A 17,465-nucleotide genomic window follows, 5' to 3' on the forward strand; every position below is an offset into this window, starting at 1 on the left:
CGCGGTTTGGCGTCGCCGCCCTTGTGCGGACAGCGGGCTGTCGGTGGTGCTGGCTACCATCACGCGTCCAGTTTTCTCACAGGAGCTGCCTACATGTCCCAGCCGCCGTCCAGTCCCTACTCCGGCAACTACCCCTCCCCCCAGCAACAGCCCGGTGGCTACCAGCCGCCGCAGCAGCCGCAGTACGGCGGTGACTACCCGCAGGCTCCCCAGCAGCAGTACGGCGGCGACTACCCGCCGCAGCAGCCGCAGTACGGTGGCCAGCTCGGTGCGCCGGTCCCGCCGAAGAAGAAGTCCGGCGTCGGCAAGGTCCTGCTGATCGTCCTCGCGGTGGTCCTGGTGCTCTGCGTCGGCGGCGGTGTCGCCGCCTACTTCGCCACGAAGGACACCGTCAACGAGGTGGTCACCGCCACCAAGACGCGGGTGGTCGAGCCGCAGACGCTCGGCGGCCGGGCCAAGGTCACCGACCCCCAGCTGCAGACCGCCGCGGCGCAGATGAAGTCCGCGCTCAGCAAGGACGTGCCGGACGCGACCAGCACCGTCGGCGCCTTCTACGGCGACCCGGCCAAGAAGGACCTGGTCATGATCGTCGCGGTGTCCGGCGTGATGGCGGACCCGAAGAAGGAGCTGGCCGACGCCACCGCGGCGGTCACCCCGGACCTGGCCACCAAGGACTTCAAGACTGTCGACGCGGGCCCGCTGGGCGGCGACGCCAAGTGCTCCGACGGCAAGGCTTCGGACGTGCCGGTGGCCGTCTGCATCTGGGCCGACCGGGGCAGCCTCGGCATGGTGGTCGTCTACTTCAAGTCCGCGGCCGAGCTCCAGTCGGAGTTCGTGACGATGCGCGGCGAGATCGAAAAGCAGGACTGACACCCGTCACGCACCGGGCCCCCGCCGTGACGGCGGGGGCCCGGTGTCGTTTCCGGATCAGGCGGACGCGGCCCGCTCGGCAGGGCTCCGGCAGACGCAGAACTCGTTGCCCTCGGGGTCGGCGAGCACCACCCAGCCGGTTCCGTCCGGGCGGCGCCGGTCGGCCACCAGCGCGGCGCCGAGCTCGCGCAGCCGCGCCACCTCCTCGTCCCGGGTGCCCTCGGCCGGGTGCAGGTCGAGGTGGAACGCGCCCTTGCCGTGCCGCTCGTCCACCCGAACGAACAGCAGGTCGGGGCCGTGCCCGTCGGGTGCGGCGAGGACCGCCTCCGGGTCGCCCGGGTGGTCGTCGTCGGCGAGCCGGCGGTCGAGCACGCGTGCCCACCAGCCGGCCAGGGCGTACGGGTCGTCGGTTTCGACTGTCACGCAGTGGATCTGTGCACTCACTGTGCTTCCTCCTGTGGGGAGCGCGCCCCGGCGGAGTGGGAACGTCAGCGGGGAACGCGGGGCGCGGGACGGTTCACGAAGGACATCGACCACACCCCCTTCCACCTCTCGGGCTGACCGGTTGATCATTCCACTGCCCGCGCCGCGCACACAACCCCGCTCGTGCAAGGAAGGGCCCCTTGTTAACAGCGAGGTGTTAACAAGGGGCCCTTCCTCTACCGCAGGCGTTAAGAAGGGGCCCTTCCTTACGGGCCGACGAAGACCGCCTTCGCGCGCCAGTCGACGCCGTCGACCGCCGGGCCGCTGCGCACCGTGAACGTCCCCGACGGAGCGCCGTTCACCCAGTCGACGGCGGACAGGTCACCGGTGCTCCGGTTCACCTTGTAGAGCGTGGAGCCGGCCACGAAGACGGCGCCCGCGTCGGAGAACCCGCTCGCCCCGGCCACGGAGAACCGGTCGGCGCCGACCACGCCGCTGTCCGGCGTGAACCAGCGCCAGAACAGGCCGTTCTGCCCGGTCAGCGTGTAGTAGAGCCGACCGCCGGTGTAGAACATGCCGGTCACGTTCGGGATCTCGGCGTAGAAGCCGGTGGTCGCGCCGACGTACGTCTGCCCCTCCGGACCCGAGTTGGTCACCACGGTGTCCCAGTACGGGTCGTGGTACGGGTCCACCAGCTCGGGCGTGCCGAACGTGGTGCCGTCGAACGTACGCCGCCACAGCGCGCCGCCGGTGCCGTAGAACAGCGTCCCGCCGACCCAGAACGCGTTGCGCGTGGCGGACCACGCGGTCTCGTCCGGGTTCGCCACCGGAGCGGGCGCGCCGACGCCGGTCAGCCCGTCGTACGAGCGGACCTGCACCTCCTCACCGGTGCCGGCCGGCGGAGGCCCGGTCTTGACGATCTCGACGGCGTCGACGAGCGGGTTCTCCTTGACGTGGCGGAACTCGATGTCGACGGTGCCGTCGCTGGTCACCGTGAACTCCCGCATGGTGCCCACGTTGTGCCCGACGCTGGCGGACAGGTCCAGGTCGTCGAGGACGACCGCGCCGTCCAGCGCCACGTCGAAGACGCGCGTGTTGGGCGCGGAGGTGCCGTCGTACCGGTTGGCCAGGTAGAGCCGCACGTGCACCTCGGTGCCGGCGGGCACCGGGAACTGCCAGAGCATCTCCGCGCCGCCGGCCGGGTCGTACCGCTCGTCGCTGTAGAGCGCGGCCGGGGTGCCGGCCGGCACCGTCGCGTCCAGGCTGCCGACCGTGTTGAAGCTGGAGGTCGAGCTGCCGGTGTTGTGGTACGGGCTGGGGCTGGAGCCGGTGTCGGCCGCCCAGTCCGGTCCGCCGTCGGCGGCGGCGACCACCGGGCCGCCGGCGTTCACCCGGTACAGCACGTTGGTCGGCTTCGGCAGGCCGGCCTGGTACACGTTGCCGGGCAGCGTCGCCGTGGTGGTCGGGTGCGGTGCCTTGCCACCGGCGAGCGGGAAGAACGCGATCCGCTCCCGGCGGTACTGGAAGTTGCCGATCCAGAGTGTGTCGCCGCCGACCCAGAGGCCGCTCGGGGTCACGAGCATCTCGGAGGCGCCGATGCCGCGCGGGTGCCGGCCCGGGTTCCAGGACAGCGGCAGGCCATTGGCGGGGTCGAGCGCGGCGATGCTGGCCCGGCCGACCGCGCCGGCCCGGGCGTTGTCGGTTCCCGTGCTGTTGTTGAGCCAGCGGAGGTGGCCGCCGACGTAGACCGCCTGCTCGCTGATGCCGACGGACAGGAACGTGTCGCCGCCGCTGTAGTCGACCCAGGTCGGCTGGAGGCTGCTGCCGGTCGCGCCGGCCTCCCAGCGGGCCGCGGTGTCGCAGAGCGTCCCGCCGTACGGGGCGCCGGTGGTGACCACCACGAAGTAGCTGTTGTCCGGGGAGAACGCGACGTCGCGGACGTACGAGTCGAACGACTGCCACTTGCAGCGCGGCGTGTAGCGGGCCGTGTTCCAGTCCGCGACGGTGGCGGCGGTGGCACCCAGGTCGATCTTGACGATCTGGTCGTGCAGGACCCCGTCGGCCTTCTTGAAGTTGCCGATGACGACGAGCTGCGTGCCGTCCGGGGAGACGGCGAGCTTCTCCGCGCCCACGCCGGCCTTGGCGCCGCTGACGCCGTCCCAGTTGTGATTCTCGGTCAGCGCCGTGGTGAGGTAGCTGTCGACCGCGCCGGTGGTGGCGTTGAGCGACGCGAGCCCGCCGCGCGGGTTGGGGTTGCCGGCCGTGGTGAAGATGCCGCCGACCAGCAGCCGGTCGCCGACGAGCGCGATGTCCTTGATCAGACCGTTGAACGCCGGCGGCGTGAAGCTGGTGACGACCGCACCGGTGGCGACGTCGAGCAGGGCCACCTTGCGCCGGGTCACGCCGTTGACGGTGTTGAACTTGCCGGCGACGAAGACCGTGCCCGCTGTGGGACCGGCGACGACCGCCGTCACCTCGTTGTCGAGCGTGGGCGCGAACGCGGTGTCCACCTGCCCGGTGGCCTTGTCGAAGGCGAGCAGGTAGTCGCGGGGGATGTCGACGTCGGAGTTGCGGTTCTGCACCCGGGTGAAGGAGCCGCCCGCGATGATCTTCGTACCGGCGTCGTGGATCGCGTCGACCGAGCCGTCCTGGACGTCGGGCGAGGCGGTGGAGGGGACGGTGTGGACCACTTTGTCGTGGCCGGGCGCGGCGACGGCTGCCGCGGGCGTGGCCGGCGAGAGGCCGGCGACGGTGAGGGCGCCGGCGGTGAGGACCGCGAGAAGACGGCGGCGGCGCGGGGCCGAGGGGTGGGTCACGGGCAGCTCCGGTGGGTGAGCAGGGTGAGGCGTCGCTGCGCTTACTCTCCGTTGATCCCCGGCTCCGCGTCCAGCGGGAGCGGCGCATTCTGCCCGACCACCGTGCCGCCGGGGGCCGACCACCGTCGGGCCCGGCCGGGACAGCCGAGGCCGGCCGCACGAAAAGGTGAGGCCGCCTCACCGGCTGGACGGGCCGGGTCGGCGGTCAGGTGGCCGCCGCCGGGTCGGCCGACGGAAGCGTGACTGTCACCTCGAGGCCGCCGCCGGGCTGGGCGACCGCCTTCACCGTGCCGCCGTGCGCGTCGCTGACGGCCCGCACGATCGACAGGCCGAGACCGGAGCCGCGCGCGCCGGTGCGTTCCTGGCCTCCGCGCCGGAACGGCTCGAACAGCCCGGGTACGTCGGCCGGGGCGACCTCGAAGCCGGTGTTCCCCACGACCAGCCAGGACCGTTCCCCGTCGGTGCCGGTGCGTATCCAGATCCGGCCGTGCAGGTGGTTGTAGCGGACCGCGTTCTCCACCAGGTTGCCGGCGAGCCGGTCGAGCAGCCCGGGGTCGCCGACCACCGGCGCCGGGCGCAGCGAGGTGTGCACCTTCAGGCCGATGCGCTCCACCTCCCGGGAGACCGCTGACAGCGCGTTCGCGGTGCCGATGGCGAGGTCCGACTCGGCACGCCGGGCGAGCCGCCGGCCGGTCTGCGCCTCGCTGCGCGCCAGCACCAGCAGCGCGTCGACCAGGCCGTTGGCGCGTTCGGAGGCGTCGCGCACCACGCCGGCCATGCGGCGGTACTCGGCGAGGTCGGCGTCGTCGTCGCTGAGCGTCACGTCGATTTCGGTACGCATCACCGCCAGCGGCGTCCGCAGCTCGTGCGAGGCGTTCGCGACGAACCGTTTCTGCGCCTCGAAGGCACCGCTGATCCGGTCGAGCATGGCGTCGAACGTCTCGGCCAGCTCGGCCACCTCGTCGTCGGCGCCGGACCAGCCGATCCGCTCGTCGAGCGTGGCCTCACCGAGCCGGCGGGCGGTGGCGGTGACCTGGTGCAGCGGGCGCAGCGCCCGGCCGGCCACCAGGTACGCCCCGGCCACACCGACCACGCTGATCGCCACCAGCGCGAGCAGACCCTTGACCAGCAGTTCCTGTGACGCGGCGTCCACCAGTTGCCGCTGCCACTGCCCGGCGTCGAGCGTGCGCCCGTCGGTGAGCACCACAGTGGTGCCCGGTAGCAGCTCGTCGGTGGGGCGCAGCGCGTCGCGGACCAGCAGCCAGGCCAGCAGCACCAGGATCGCCCCCGCGCCGACCAGCAGCACGCCGTTGAGCAGGGTCAGCCGCAGCCGCAGCGTCGGCCGCACCCGGCGGGCGCTCCGCGCGCTCACTGCCGTACCCCGCCGATGCGGTAGCCCGCGCCCACGACGGTGTCGATGAGGGGCGGGTCGCCGAGCTTCTTGCGCAGTGTCATCACGGTGACGCGGACGATCGTGGTGAACGGGTCGGTGTTGGCGTCCCAGACCCGCTCCAGCAGCTCCTCGCTGGACACCACCGCGCCGCGCGCCTTGAGCAGCTCGGCGAGCACGCCGAACTCCTTGTTGGTGAGGTCGAGCGGCACGCCGCCCCGGCTCACCACCCGGCGGGCCGGGTCGAGCACCAGATCGGCCACCTCCAGCACCGGCGGCGCGGCCGGGGTGGCGCGGCGGCCGAGCGCCTGCACCCGGGCCACCAGCTCGTCGAACGCGAACGGCTTGGCCAGGTAGTCGTCGGCGCCGAGCTGCAACCCCTCGACCCGGTCGGCGACCGTGACGCTGGCGGTCAGCATCAGCACCCGGGTCAGCGCGCCGGAGGCGGCCAGGTCGGCGCAGATCCGGTCGCCGTGCACGCCGGGCAGGTCGCGGTCCAGGATCACCACGTCGTAGCGGGTGACGAACGCCGCCTCGTGCCCGGCGTCGCCGTCGTAGGCGACGTCGACAGCCATACCGCGCTTGCGCAGCCCGCGCGCGATCGCGTCGGCGAGGTTGCGCTCGTCCTCGACCACCAGTACCCGCATCCCGGCCTCCCACCTCGTGACCCCTGACAACCTAGTGCGGCAGGCAAAACCCGCCGCCGGAGGAGCCGACCCCCGAGACGCCCGCCGACGAGCGCACCGCCGGGGAGCGCGGGTGGTGCGCTCGGGCCACCTAGCCGCGCCTGGAGCCCTGAGTGGTGACTTTTCGTAACTTTGACGCCTCTTCACCAGCGCGTCACGCACCGTAGTGGCCGCTCACCCGGCCAAACCGGACAGCCGACGGGCCAGATCTCCTTGACCAGCCGAAACGGCGAAGCGGTCCCCGGCGGCGAAGATACCCCTCCGCGCCCTTTGCTCTGCAGCCTTATGCGCAGCGGTAGCCGTACGTCACGGATGCGTCGGTGGCTGCAGAGCAAAGGGCACGCGGGGGACCATGCCGCTGATGCGCTGCGGCTACGGTCGGTGACAGCACGGCGGGAGGGCCGGCCGCGTGCGGCGGCACGGGCCGCCGTTGCAGAAAACCTTCGGGTACGCGATGCTCGGCGGCGATGATCGACAAGCGCAGCAGGCACAGGTCACGGCCGCGCCGGGCGGGTTCCCGATGAGCGGCCGCGACATCGCGTACCGCCGGTTCCGCTTCCCGGCGGACCGGGACCGGGGTCGTGCGGACGGGCTGCGCGCCGGGCCGGACGGCCTGACGCTCGACGGCTCGGCCGGCCGGGTCACGCACACCGATCCGCACTCCGGGACCACGGCCGGGTACGCCGCCGGCACCTGGACCTCCCCCGTGACGGCCGTCGGCTTCACCGTCACCGAACTGGTGCCCTCGTGGACCGCCGACACCCCGCCCGGCTGCTGGCTGCGGGTCGAAATGCGCGGCTGGGCCGACGGCACGGCCGCCACCGGCTGGTACGAGCTGGGCCACTGGGCCGCCGACGACAGCGCCGTGCACCGCGCCTCAGTACCCGGGCAGGAGGACGACCGGGCGCGGGTCGCCGCCGACACGCTGCGGGTGACCGGCGCGACGGTGACCGGCTGGCAGGTCCGGGTGACCCTGCTCCGACGGCTCGACGCGGCCGCCGGCCCGGTGCTGCGCACCGTGGGCGTGGTCGCCTCGACCGACCCGCCCGGCGGCGCGGAGGCCGCCCCCGCGGAGGCCGGCGACGCGTGGGGGCGCGTGCTGGACGTGCCGCGCTACGCGCAGCGGCTGCACGCCGCCGGGGAGACCCGCTGGGGTGGCGGCGGCGACTCCTGGTGCAGCCCCACCTGCGTGTCGATGGTGCTCGACTTCTGGGGCACCGGACCCACAGCGGACCGGTACGCCTGGGTGGCGCCGCCCGGCCCGCGTCCGCAGGTGGTGCACGCCGCCCGGCACTGCTACGACCACGCCTTCGGCGGGCCGGGCAACTGGCCGTTCAACACGGCGTACGCGGCGACGCACGGGGTGGACGCCTTCGTCACCCGGCTGCGCTCGCTGGCCGAGGCGGAACGGTTCGTGGCCGCCGGCATCCCGCTGATCGTCTCGGCCGCGTTCACCGCCGGTCAGGTGCCCGGACTGGACTACGACACCCGGGGACACCTCATGGTGCTGGCCGGCTTCACCGCCGAGGGCGACCCGGTGCTCAACGACCCGTACGCCCCGGACGACGAGCGGGTCCGCCGCACCGTGCCGCGCGGGCCGTTCGAGAGCGCCTGGCAGGCGGGCAGCGGCGGGATCGCGTACGTGCTGCGGCCCGAGTCGACGCCGCTGCCGCCGCCTCCGGCGCAGGCCAACTGGTGATCAGCGGCCGACCGGCCAGATCGCCATGCCGCCGGTCGGTCGCAGGCACACCAGTTCCGTACCCGTGTCCGCGCACTCGGACCAGGCGCCGGGCAGGATCCCCCGGATCCGTACCTGCCCGGCCGCCACGTCGAGCGCGCCGACGAGCGTCCGGTCCTCGGTGAGCGTGCGCAGCCCTAGTAGCGGCCCGGACGGGAGGTCGTTGCCGGAGACGCGCCAGCGCCCGAGCCGGGCCAGCACGCGGCCGGTCGGCGGGTCGAGCGCCGACAGTTCCAGTTCCTCCCCGACCCCGCGCTCGGCGGCGATCAGCCGGTCGCCTACCGGGCCCATCCCCAGCCAGCGCTCGTCCGACCAGGCCGGACGGCCGGTGGCCGGGTCGAGGGCCTGCGCACCGCCCACCTGGTCGCGCAGGCACACCATCCCGGCGCAGTCGGCGAACCAGAGCCCGGCGCGGGAGCCGACCGGCAGGCTCCATCGCTCGTCGAGCCGGTCCAGCCCGTATCCGGTGACCGTGCCCCGGGCGTCCTCGACCAGCAGGAGGTCGGCCACCACCTGCGCGTACCGGTAGGCGGCGCGATCGGCTGCGGGCGCCACCCGCCCGGTGTGCGCGACCGCGCCGGAGTCCGCGTCGTACACGGTCACCCGGCCCTGCGCGGTGACCAGGACGAGCTGCGTCACCCCGTGGTCGTCGCGGCGGTATCCCACCTCCTGGCCCGGCACGGGCAGCGTCCACCGCACCTCGCCGGAGGCCGGGTCCACGGCCCGCACGGTGCCCGCACCTGGTGGGCGGGGGTTCTCCAGCAGCAGCCCGCCCGATGCGGTCCGGACCGGGTAGCCGGGATGCCGCCAGCGCAGCGTGCCGGTGGCCGGGTCGAGCATGGCCGACACGGAGTCGCCGTCCCCGGCCGGGCTGCTCGTCACCAGCAGTCCCCCGGCCACGGCGGTGAGGCCGAGCACGTGGTCGCCGTCGGTGAGCGCGAACCGCCACGCCGGTTCCCCACCGGGCAGCCGGTACGCGGCGACCACCCGCCCACCCCGCCCGATCGCGCCCGGGCCGTCGGCCACCACCACGCGGTCCGGCAGGAGCACGAACGCCGCGCCCTGGGGGGCGGGCACCCGGATCGGCTCGGGCCGTCGCGACGGCCCGGCGGCGGCTGTGACCACGAGCAGCACCAGACACCCGAGCACTGCCACCCGCGCCGTGCGGCCCGGCGGCCGGCGGGGCGGTGCGTCGGCCGGGTCGTCGGCGGACTCGCCGTGCCGCATCTCCCCCAGCTCGATCACCGGGCTCACGTCAGCCGCCGCACCATGTAGTCGCCGCCGGGCCGGCGGCAGACCAGAAGCGTCATGCCGGTGGTGCAGTCGGTGCCGGTGAGCGTGCCCCGGATCGTGGGCGGATCGCCGGACAGGCCCACCTCGGCCAGGAGCCGGCGGCCGCCGCCCAGCGGCCGTGTCGCCAGCAGCGGGCCGCCCGACTCGTGCTGCGGGACCAGTGTCCAGCCGCCCAGGTCGGCGATCAGCCGCCCGTCGTCCTGGTCGAGCACCGCCAGGCCGTCGTCGATGTCGGTGTCGGGGACGCCGACGAGCAGCCGGCCGCCACGCGCCGCCGCCACGCCCGCCCACCGGTCCACGCTCCAGCGCACGGCGCCGGTCGCCGGGTCGAGCGCGGTCATCCCGCCGGCCGGCCCGACGGCGCAGAGCAGGGCGCCGCAGCTCTCGACGTGGCCGACGAGTTTCCGCGCGACGGTCCAGCGCGGCCGGAGCGTGTCCAGGTCGTACGCCTCGATGGCCCCGTCGCCGTCGCGGAACTCCAGCAGCAGCCCGCGGGCGAGCTGCAACCGGCGCGGGCCGGGCCGTCGTACCGGGTCCAGATCGCGGGCCACCAGCCGCGCGCCGGTGCGCGCGTCCACGACCACCGTCTGCCCGGTCGCCGGGGACAACACCATGCGTACCGGCCCGGTCGGTTCGACGTCGAAACCCAGCGCGCCCGTCATCGGCGCCGTCCACACCGTACGGCCGTCGGCCGGGTCCACCTCCATGATCGACGTACTGGTGTCGGATGTGGCCGACTGCATCAGCAGCACCCGGCCCACAGCGAACGCGATTCCGGGCCGGCGCCAGACGTCCGCGCCGGTGGCCGCGTCGTACGTCACCGTCTGCCAGTCCGTGTCGTCGACGCTCCGGCCGGCCACGATCACCCGGCTGTCCTGCTCCCACACCGACACGACGGTGCCGGTGCCGGGCAGCGGGCTGCGCCACCGCTCCCGGTCGCCCCGGTACGCGACGACTTCCCGCCCGCCGCCGGCGCTCCCGCGGTCCGGCCGCACCACGTACACCACGTCGCCGGAGACGAACACGGCCGATCCCAGCCCGCCGGGCAGCGTCCACTCGACCGGGCCTCGCGGCGGCGTCGCGGCGGTGAGCGTGAGCAGCGCCACCAGCAGCACCACGAGAAGGCGGAACGGCCGTCCGACGGCACGCGGGGGGCGGGGCGCCGGGCCTGGCGGGGCGTCGTCGCGCAGCTCCCCCAGATCGATGACGGTCACGACCATCCTCTCCCGCGCGCCGAGCCGCCGCCCGACCGTGACCGGCCGTGTGACGAACCGCCTGTACGATGGCGCGTCGTGGCCGTGCCCGTGGTGGACCCCTCGTTGAACCCCTCGTCCGTCGAGGCGGACGCCGTCGTGGCCGACCCGCCACGCCGCGCCCGTCGCCGGCCGGCCCGCGCCGACGTGCTGGCCATCGGAGCCTATGTGCTCCTCGGCGTTCTCGTCTGCCTCAACTACTGGGGCGACGTCGAGCACCGGGTCTCCTCGCACCTGCCCACCGACCACAGCTGGTTCGAGTGGCTGTTCGCCCATGGCGCGTACTCGGTGCAGCACCTGGAGAACCCGCTGTTCACCACCCGGCAGAACGCGCCGGACGGGGTGAACATGATGGCGAACACCTCGCTGCTCGGGGTGACGCTGCCGCTGGCACCGCTGACGCTGCTGCTCGGCCCACAGGTGATGTACGCGCTCTACCTGGGCGCCGCGCTGTCCGCGACCGCCGCCACGTCGTACTGGGTGCTGTCCCGGCACCTGGTCCGTTCCCGGGCCGCGGCGTTCGTCGGCGGCGCGTTCCTCGGTTTCGCGCCGGGCATCGTGCACCACGCCAACGGCCAGCCCAACTTCGTGTCGAACTTCCTGCTGCCGCTGATCGTGGCCCGGGTGCTGCGGCTGGGCGAGCCGGGCCGCTGGCGGCGCAACGGGCTGGCGCTCGGGCTGCTGGTGGCGTACCAGATCTTCATCAACGAGGAGATGCTGCTGCTCACCGCGCTGGCCTGCCTGGTCGTCGTGGTGGCGTACGCGGTGCAGCGGCCCCGCGCGACCCGCGAGCGGGCCGGGTCGTTCGTGGCCGCGCTCGGTCTCGGCGGCGGCCTGGCGCTGCTGCTGACGGCGTACCCGATCTGGTTCCAGTTCAACGGCCCGCAGTCCTACCGCGGGTTGCAGGGCGGCGTCTTCCACAACTGGGGCGAGGACCTGGTCGCCTTCGTCACGTTCGCCCGGGACACGATCGCCGGTGACGAGGCGGTGGAGAAGACCATCGGGCTGACCGAGCAGAACACCTGGTTCGGCTGGCCGCTGGTGCTGGTGGCGGTGGCCGCGCTGGTGCTGCTGGTCCGCCGGTCGGTGCCGGCCCGGATCCTGGCCGTGCTGGTGGTGGTCTTCACGATCGCCTCGATCGGTCCGGTCGTGCGGTTCAACGGCGTGGAGACCGACATCGACGGGCCGTGGGCGTACGTGCCGGACGACCTGCCGCTCGTCGAGATGATGATGCCGACCCGGTTGAGCCTGGTCGTGGTGGCCGCCGTGGGCGTACTGCTCGCCCTGGCGTGGGACACGCTGGCCGGTGCCAGCCGCCCGCCGGTGCCCGCCCCCCGCTCCGGCGCCGACGACGGCGGGGACGACGACAGCGGGACGACCGCGCGCGACACGCGCCGCCGGGTGCTGCGCCTGGCCGGGTTCGTCGCCATCGCCGCCGCCGTGGTGCCGCTGATCCCGCGTCCGCTGCCGGCCGAGCGGATCGACCCGCCACCGCACTTCATCACCGCCGGCGGCTGGCGGCCGTACGTGCCGGAGGGCCGCACGCTCGTGCCGGTGCCGATCCCCAGCAACGTGCACGGTCTGCACACGCTGCGCTGGAGCGCGCTGACCGGCCAGGAGTTCCCGGTCCCGGGCGGCTACTTCATCGGCCCGAACGAGCGCGGCGAGGGCGTGTTCGGCGCCCCGAACCGCCCCACCAGCACGCTCATCTACTCCACCATGGACGCCAACGAGGTGCCGGAGATCACCGAGGAGAACCGCCGCCAGGCCGTGGACGACCTGCGCTTCTGGCGGGCGTCGGTGGTGGTGCTCGGGGCCGGCCCGCGCGAGGCGGTGCTGCGCGACCTGATGGCCGAGTTGCTCGGCCCGCCGCAGCGGGTCGACGACGTGTGGATCTGGGACGTCCGCGACCGGGTGTGACCCCGGTACCGGTCAGCCGACGAGCGGGCGGACGTCCCACAGGTACCCGCCGGGCACGTCCCGGCCGGGGCCGACCAGCGCGTCCACTGTGGCGCGGACCGGGTCGCCCGGTGACGAGTCGGCCTGCACGAGTGCCGCCGCCCGCCAGTGCCGCAGGTCGTCGACCGCCTGCCGGCGTTCCGTCTCGCCGACCGGCGGCACCCGGCCGGTCTCGGCGGCCCGGCGCAGCAGCAGCGACGTGGGCCGGTCCGGCGCGCCCCAGCGGGCCGCCGGGTCGGTGGCCGAGCGCGGGCCGATGAAGTAGCCGCCCGGCGCGTCGAACGCCAGCGCGGTGCGCGCCGACCAGAACATGGCGGGGCTGATTGCCGCCCCGGTCACCGGCGGCACCGGCACCAGCGTCCGGCCCGGTGGCACGTACTCCCGCCAGCCGCCGCCGGACACCACGGCCGGGACCGGCGGGACCGGCACCGCGCGGATCGGCGTCGGCGCCAGCGGCAGCAGCGCGGCGGCGACCGCGCCGGCCCACGGCGCCCAGGTGCGCACGCCGCCGCGCCGGACCCGGTCCAGCGCCAGCGCGAGCAGCACCCCGAGCACCGGTACGCAGACCAGCGCGAACCGCGCCGGCACCACCAGGTCCAGCAGCGGCACGCCGGCGAGCAGGCGGTACGGGCCGGGCAGCCCGGTGTCGTGCCGGTTCACCAGCACCGGGGAACCGAGCGACAGCAGCGCGAACAGCAGGCCGCACGCGGCGAGCGCGCGCACCAGCGGCCGCCGCCACAGCCGCACCACCACGAGTACGGCCAGCAGCGGCAGGAACGGCCCGAGGAACGAGTTCTGCTCGGTCGGGTTCGGTGACAGCAGCCCGGCCCGGTGGGCGTCCCCGGCGACGCTCTGCCGGGCGGTGGTGACGAAGGAGACCACGTCCAGCCGGTAGCCCTCGGTGTGGAACGGCATCCCCCGGTAGTGGCCCGGCCCGGCGAACTGGAACCACAGCGGGTACGCCAGCAGCACACCCGCCACCAGCGCGCCGACGCCCAGCCGCCGGGCCACCACGGGCGTCAGCCGGCGCGCGGCGGCCCGGTCGGCGAGGGCGTACGCCCCGGCGAACACCCCGGCGGCCAGCGCCAGGAAGACCAGCACCTCCTCGCCGAGGAACACCTGGTACGCGACTGCGAGCCCGAGCAGCACGCCGTCGCGCCGGACCCGGTCGGTGGCCGGGCGGAACACCAGCGCGAGGATCACCGGCACCAGGAACTGGGCGGCCATGTGCAGGTGCGCACCGGCCTGCGCCACCATGCCCGGGGCGAAGCCGCAGAACAGGCCGCCCACCGCGGCGGCGGCCCGGGAGCGGACCAGCCGGCGGGCGAGCAGCGCGTACCAGGCGGTGGCGGTGCCGGCGAGGCTGAGCGTCACGGCGACGAGGAAGGCCGCCTGGGAGCCGAAGACGACTGTGACCGGGGTGAGCGGCACGCCCAGCCCGAGCACCGACGTGTTCGCCATCAGGTTCACCCCGTCCGGGGCGTTCAGCGCGCCGCTCCACAGCGGGTTCTCGCCGCCGGTGACAGCGCGGGCGGCCCGGGCCAGCATCCACTCGAACAGCATCTGGTCGCCGGCCTGGTGGAACAGCCGTTCCGGCCGGCGCCACTGGCCGGTGGTGAGCAGCACGGCGAGACCGAGGTAGCCGGCCACCACCAGCACGTCGGCCGGGCGGGGCCGACGGCGGCGGGGCGCGGGGGCGGGGACCGCCGGTTCGGTCAGACGGACCGGCTGGTCAGTTTCCGCACGTCCCACAGCCACACGTCCAGCTCCTGCCGTCCGGGGCCGACCAGCTGCTCCACGGTGCGGCGCAGCGGCTCGGCGTTCTGCTCGTCGCGCGGCAGCACCACCACCGCCGCGTTCCAGTGCCGCAGCTCGTCCAGGTAGCGGCGCCGCTGGCGGTCGTCCAGCTTCGGCGTACGGCCGGTGGACGATACCTCCCGCAGCATCTCGCCGATGCCGCTGGGGCGGCCGCCGAAGCGCCCGGGGTCGCCTGTGACGCCGTTGCGCGGCGCGAGGAAGTAGCCGCCGGGGATCTTGAAGTCGAGGTTGGTGCTGGCCGCCCAGCGCATCGGGTCGGTGTTGCCCATCGCGGGCACCGGCACTGACACGAGCGTCTGGTCCGGCCCGACGTACTTGCGCCACCTGTCGGCGGTGATGAACTCCGGCACCGGCTCCCGGGTGGTGACCTGCAACGGCATCGGCGCGATCGGCAGCAGCGCGAGGACCAGGCCCGCGGCGGTGAGCTTGCGGGCGGTACGCCGGTCCACGCCGCGCAGCGCCCAGGCGCGACGGACCGCGTACGCGAGCAGGATCGCCACCGTCACGCCGGTGATCAGGCCGAAGCGGGTCGGCACCACGGCGTCGAGCAGCGGCAGCCGTACCAGCAGCTCCCACGGGCCGGTGGCGATCTCCCGGTCCCACCAGGAGATCCGCTCGCCGAGGGAGAGCACGGCGAAGAACAGCCCGGTGGCGGCGAGCGCGCGGACGATCACGTCCCGCCGCAGCCACACCACGATGCCCACGACCAGCAGCGACAGGCTCCAGCCGAAGAACGCGTTCTCCTCCGAGTAGTTCGGCGCGAGGTTGACGTTGGCGCGTTCGTTGCCACCGAACGTGGGCGAGCCGGGCGCGAAGAACGCGGCGATGTCGTTGCCGTAGTCGCGCACCGCGTCGCTGAGCCCGTGGTACGCCATCGGCCCGGCGAACTGCACCCACAGCGGGTACGCCAGCAGCGCCCCGGCCAGCGCCGCGCAGACCGCCAGCCCGGCGCCGAGCGGCCGCCACGCGGTCGTCCACCGCTCGCGCTGCTGCACCACCACGGCGATCAGGAACACGCCCAGGGCCAGCGCGGTGAAGAGGAGGATCTCCTCGTTGATGAACGCCTGCGCGGTGACCAGCAGCGCCAGCAGCACGCCGTCGCGGACCGGCCGGGCCGACCGGGTCAGCACCAGCACCCGCCACACGATGAACGGCAGCAGGAACTGGCTGATGATGTTCGGGTGCCAGTTGGCGTGCGACAGCATGGCCGGTGAGAACCCGCAGAACCAGGCCGCCACGGCGGCGGCCGGGCGGTGCCGGATCAGGTGCCGGGACAGCACCCGGTACCAGGCGGCGGCGGTGCCGGCCAGGCCGAGCGTGACCAGCGTGACGAAGGAGACCGCCGGTCCGAACAGGAGGGTCACCGGCACCATCGGGATGCCGAGCGCCAGGATGGCGGTGTTCGCCATCAGGTTGACGCCGTCGGGGTAGTTGAACTGCTCGGTGAAGAACGGGAACTCGCCGTGCAGCACCACCCGCACCGAGTGGGCGAGGAAGAACTGCACCTGCGCCGGGTCGCTGCTGTAGAGCGCGGCGACCCGTCCGGCCGGGTCGACCCAGATGCCGCTGGTGACCCAGATCGCGGCGAGCAGGAATCCGCCGTACACGGTGAGGTCGATCCGGTGGCGCGTCCACCGCCACCGGCGCGCGCGCCGCGCGCCCGGCGTGGCCGACGCCTCGGTTGTGGTCGGCGTGGTGGTCGCCGGCTCCGGCTCGGCGGTGATGGTGACCGACGGTGGGTCCAGGGTGACGGCGCGGTGGCCCGTCGGGGCGGCGGCGTCCGGCGTCGAGGCGCCGCGGGTCTCGGCAGGCGTCACAGTCGGCGGAGTCTACCGGAGCCGGATATTGGTACCCGAATCGCCCGTCACGTTCCGCAGTGGCCGATCGGCCGAAAGGGTGAGCCGGGCGCGGCCGGGTGACCGGTCGTCTCGTACCATGTGGGCTTCCGACCGACGACCGGCGAGGGGATCAGGGTGCTTTCAGCCCGCCGAGGCGCTACGACGGGCATCGCGCTGGCAGCTCTGCTGCTGGTCACGGCCGGTTGCGGTCCGGTCGCCGAACGGCGGCCGGCGGACCTGCGGGTCGGCTACGACAGCCTGGACGGCACCCTCGCGGTGTGGCCGCCGCGCGGCAGCCTGGCCCGCGACGCCGCGGCCACCGCCGCGATCACCACTGCGGTACGCGACTGGCGCTCCCCGGTGGACGACCGGGTGCACGTGCCCACGTCCGGCATCCTCTTCTCCGGTCAGGTCGCCGGGTCGGCGCTCGCGCTCGTCGCCGCCGACGTGCCCGGCGAGTCCGCCTCCTGGCTGCTGCAACTCGACCGGGACGGGCAGCGCTGGCGGGTCGTCCACGCCACCGAGTACACCGACCCCGGTTACCTGGTCTACTCCGACGTGCTGCCGGTGCGGGAGCCGTCCGGCCGCCGCTACCTCACCTCGGCCCGCGTCGAACGCCTGACCGGGCCCGACGGCAAGGTGCTCGGCACCACCGACGGCGTCACCGACCCGGTCGCCGTACCGGACTGCCGGGCCGTCGAAGTGACCGCGACGCTGCGGGCCACGCCGTCGCTGCCGCGCGGCCGGGCCGCGGACCGCGTCCTCGACCTGGGTACGGCCACCGAAGCGCCCCGCTACCCTCTGGTACGCGACGAGACGGGCGCCGGCAAGCGTGCGCTGACCGGATTGGACACCTGCGTGCTCGCCGGTGAGCGGGGCCCGTTCGGCAGCGTGCCGCGCCGCATCGGCGACCGCGAGGCACCCCGCTCCGCGCCCGAGTCCTGGCCGATGGCGAAGATCGCGACGCGTTCGCTCGGCTCGGTGGCTCTCGGCGAGGGCGAGCCGGGCGAGTTGGAGCAGCTCAGCTGGGAGACGCCGGCCGGGACGATGACGGCCGTGGTCTACCGGCCCGCCGACGGTGGCACTCCGGTGGTCTCCCCCGCCGACCGGTCCACCACGCTCCAGGCGTACCACCTGCCGATGCCGGGCCGGCCGCTGGCGGTGCTGTCGTGGCGTACCCGGGACGCCTCGTTCTCCGCCCCGCCCGGCACGACCCGCCTGGTCGACCGTCCCGGCCTGGTGGTCGTGGAGCACACCGACCAGAGGCAGACGTTCAGCCTGGCCGGCACCGAGAAGACCTGGTACCGCTCCCTCCCCACCCCCTGACCCCGCTTCCCTCTCTTCCCCTCCCCGCCCCGCCCGCGTTGGCCCGACCCCGTCG

12 protein-coding genes are annotated in these 17,465 nt (G+C 74.2%); 4 read left to right on the top strand and 8 right to left on the bottom strand.

The annotated features are described in order from the left end of the window. Positions 1–93 precede the first annotated feature (93 nt). Positions 94–870, top strand: coding sequence for a hypothetical protein (locus BFV98_RS11315; RefSeq protein ID WP_071096234.1), 777 nt, complete (start codon positions 94–96; stop codon positions 868–870). A gap of 57 nt (positions 871–927) precedes the next feature. Here BFV98_RS11315 and BFV98_RS11320 read toward each other — a convergent pair whose 3' ends face one another. The 4 genes from BFV98_RS11320 to BFV98_RS11335 form a co-directional block, all read right to left on the bottom strand. Then, positions 928–1,314, bottom strand: coding sequence for a VOC family protein (locus tag BFV98_RS11320; protein ID WP_013284812.1), 387 nt, complete (start codon positions 1,312–1,314; stop codon positions 928–930). Between the two features lie 245 nt (positions 1,315–1,559). Then, complete coding sequence (locus tag BFV98_RS11325; RefSeq protein ID WP_013284811.1) at positions 1,560–4,109, bottom strand: malectin domain-containing carbohydrate-binding protein; 2,550 nt, start codon at positions 4,107–4,109, stop codon at positions 1,560–1,562. 205 nt (positions 4,110–4,314) lie between these two features. Further along, the gene (locus tag BFV98_RS11330) at positions 4,315–5,481 is read right to left on the bottom strand and encodes a sensor histidine kinase (RefSeq protein WP_369830064.1); all 1,167 of its coding nucleotides are present in this window, start codon (positions 5,479–5,481) and stop codon (positions 4,315–4,317) included. Further along, on the bottom strand, positions 5,478–6,146 hold the full coding sequence (locus BFV98_RS11335; protein WP_013284809.1) for a response regulator transcription factor: 669 nt from the start codon (positions 6,144–6,146) through the stop codon (positions 5,478–5,480). Before BFV98_RS11335 ends, BFV98_RS11330 begins: the two co-directional genes overlap by 4 nt. 448 nt (positions 6,147–6,594) lie before the next feature. Here BFV98_RS11335 and BFV98_RS11340 point away from each other — a divergent pair, with 448 nt between their 5' ends. Beyond that, positions 6,595–7,884 carry a peptidase C39 family protein gene (locus tag BFV98_RS11340; RefSeq protein WP_071096236.1) on the top strand — a complete coding sequence of 430 codons (1,290 nt, stop codon included), beginning with the start codon at positions 6,595–6,597 and terminating at the stop codon, positions 7,882–7,884. On the opposite strand, the gene BFV98_RS11345 is transcribed toward BFV98_RS11340, so the two are convergent. Together BFV98_RS11345 and BFV98_RS11350 are read right to left on the bottom strand one after the other, a co-directional pair. Next, positions 7,885–9,177: a PQQ-binding-like beta-propeller repeat protein gene (locus tag BFV98_RS11345; RefSeq protein ID WP_071096238.1), complete on the bottom strand. Its 1,293-nt coding sequence runs from the start codon at positions 9,175–9,177 to the stop codon at positions 7,885–7,887. Then, the gene (locus tag BFV98_RS11350; RefSeq protein ID WP_071098834.1) at positions 9,174–10,430 is read right to left on the bottom strand and encodes a PQQ-binding-like beta-propeller repeat protein; all 1,257 of its coding nucleotides are present in this window, start codon (positions 10,428–10,430) and stop codon (positions 9,174–9,176) included. The genes BFV98_RS11345 and BFV98_RS11350 overlap by 4 nt, the downstream gene beginning before the upstream one ends. Before the next feature lie 90 nt (positions 10,431–10,520). Here BFV98_RS11350 and BFV98_RS11355 point away from each other — a divergent pair, with 90 nt between their 5' ends. After that, positions 10,521–12,389, top strand: coding sequence for a hypothetical protein (locus BFV98_RS11355; protein WP_369830080.1), 1,869 nt, complete (start codon positions 10,521–10,523; stop codon positions 12,387–12,389). A gap of 12 nt (positions 12,390–12,401) precedes the next feature. On the opposite strand, the gene BFV98_RS11360 is transcribed toward BFV98_RS11355, so the two are convergent. Both BFV98_RS11360 and BFV98_RS11365 read right to left on the bottom strand, forming a co-directional pair. After that, positions 12,402–14,186 carry a hypothetical protein gene (locus tag BFV98_RS11360; RefSeq protein WP_071096241.1) on the bottom strand — a complete coding sequence of 595 codons (1,785 nt, stop codon included), beginning with the start codon at positions 14,184–14,186 and terminating at the stop codon, positions 12,402–12,404. Continuing rightward, positions 14,144–15,970 carry a hypothetical protein gene (locus tag BFV98_RS11365; RefSeq protein ID WP_369830081.1) on the bottom strand — a complete coding sequence of 609 codons (1,827 nt, stop codon included), beginning with the start codon at positions 15,968–15,970 and terminating at the stop codon, positions 14,144–14,146. The genes BFV98_RS11360 and BFV98_RS11365 overlap by 43 nt, the downstream gene beginning before the upstream one ends. Positions 15,971–16,219: 249 nt before the next feature. Between BFV98_RS11365 and BFV98_RS11370 the strand changes: the two genes are divergently transcribed. Beyond that, positions 16,220–17,410 carry a hypothetical protein gene (locus BFV98_RS11370; RefSeq protein WP_071098836.1) on the top strand — a complete coding sequence of 397 codons (1,191 nt, stop codon included), beginning with the start codon at positions 16,220–16,222 and terminating at the stop codon, positions 17,408–17,410. Positions 17,411–17,465: the final 55 nt, after the last annotated feature.

This window comes from Micromonospora sp. WMMB235, assembly GCF_001855515.1.
GTDB classification, from domain to species: Bacteria; Actinomycetota; Actinomycetes; order Mycobacteriales; family Micromonosporaceae; genus Micromonospora; species Micromonospora aurantiaca.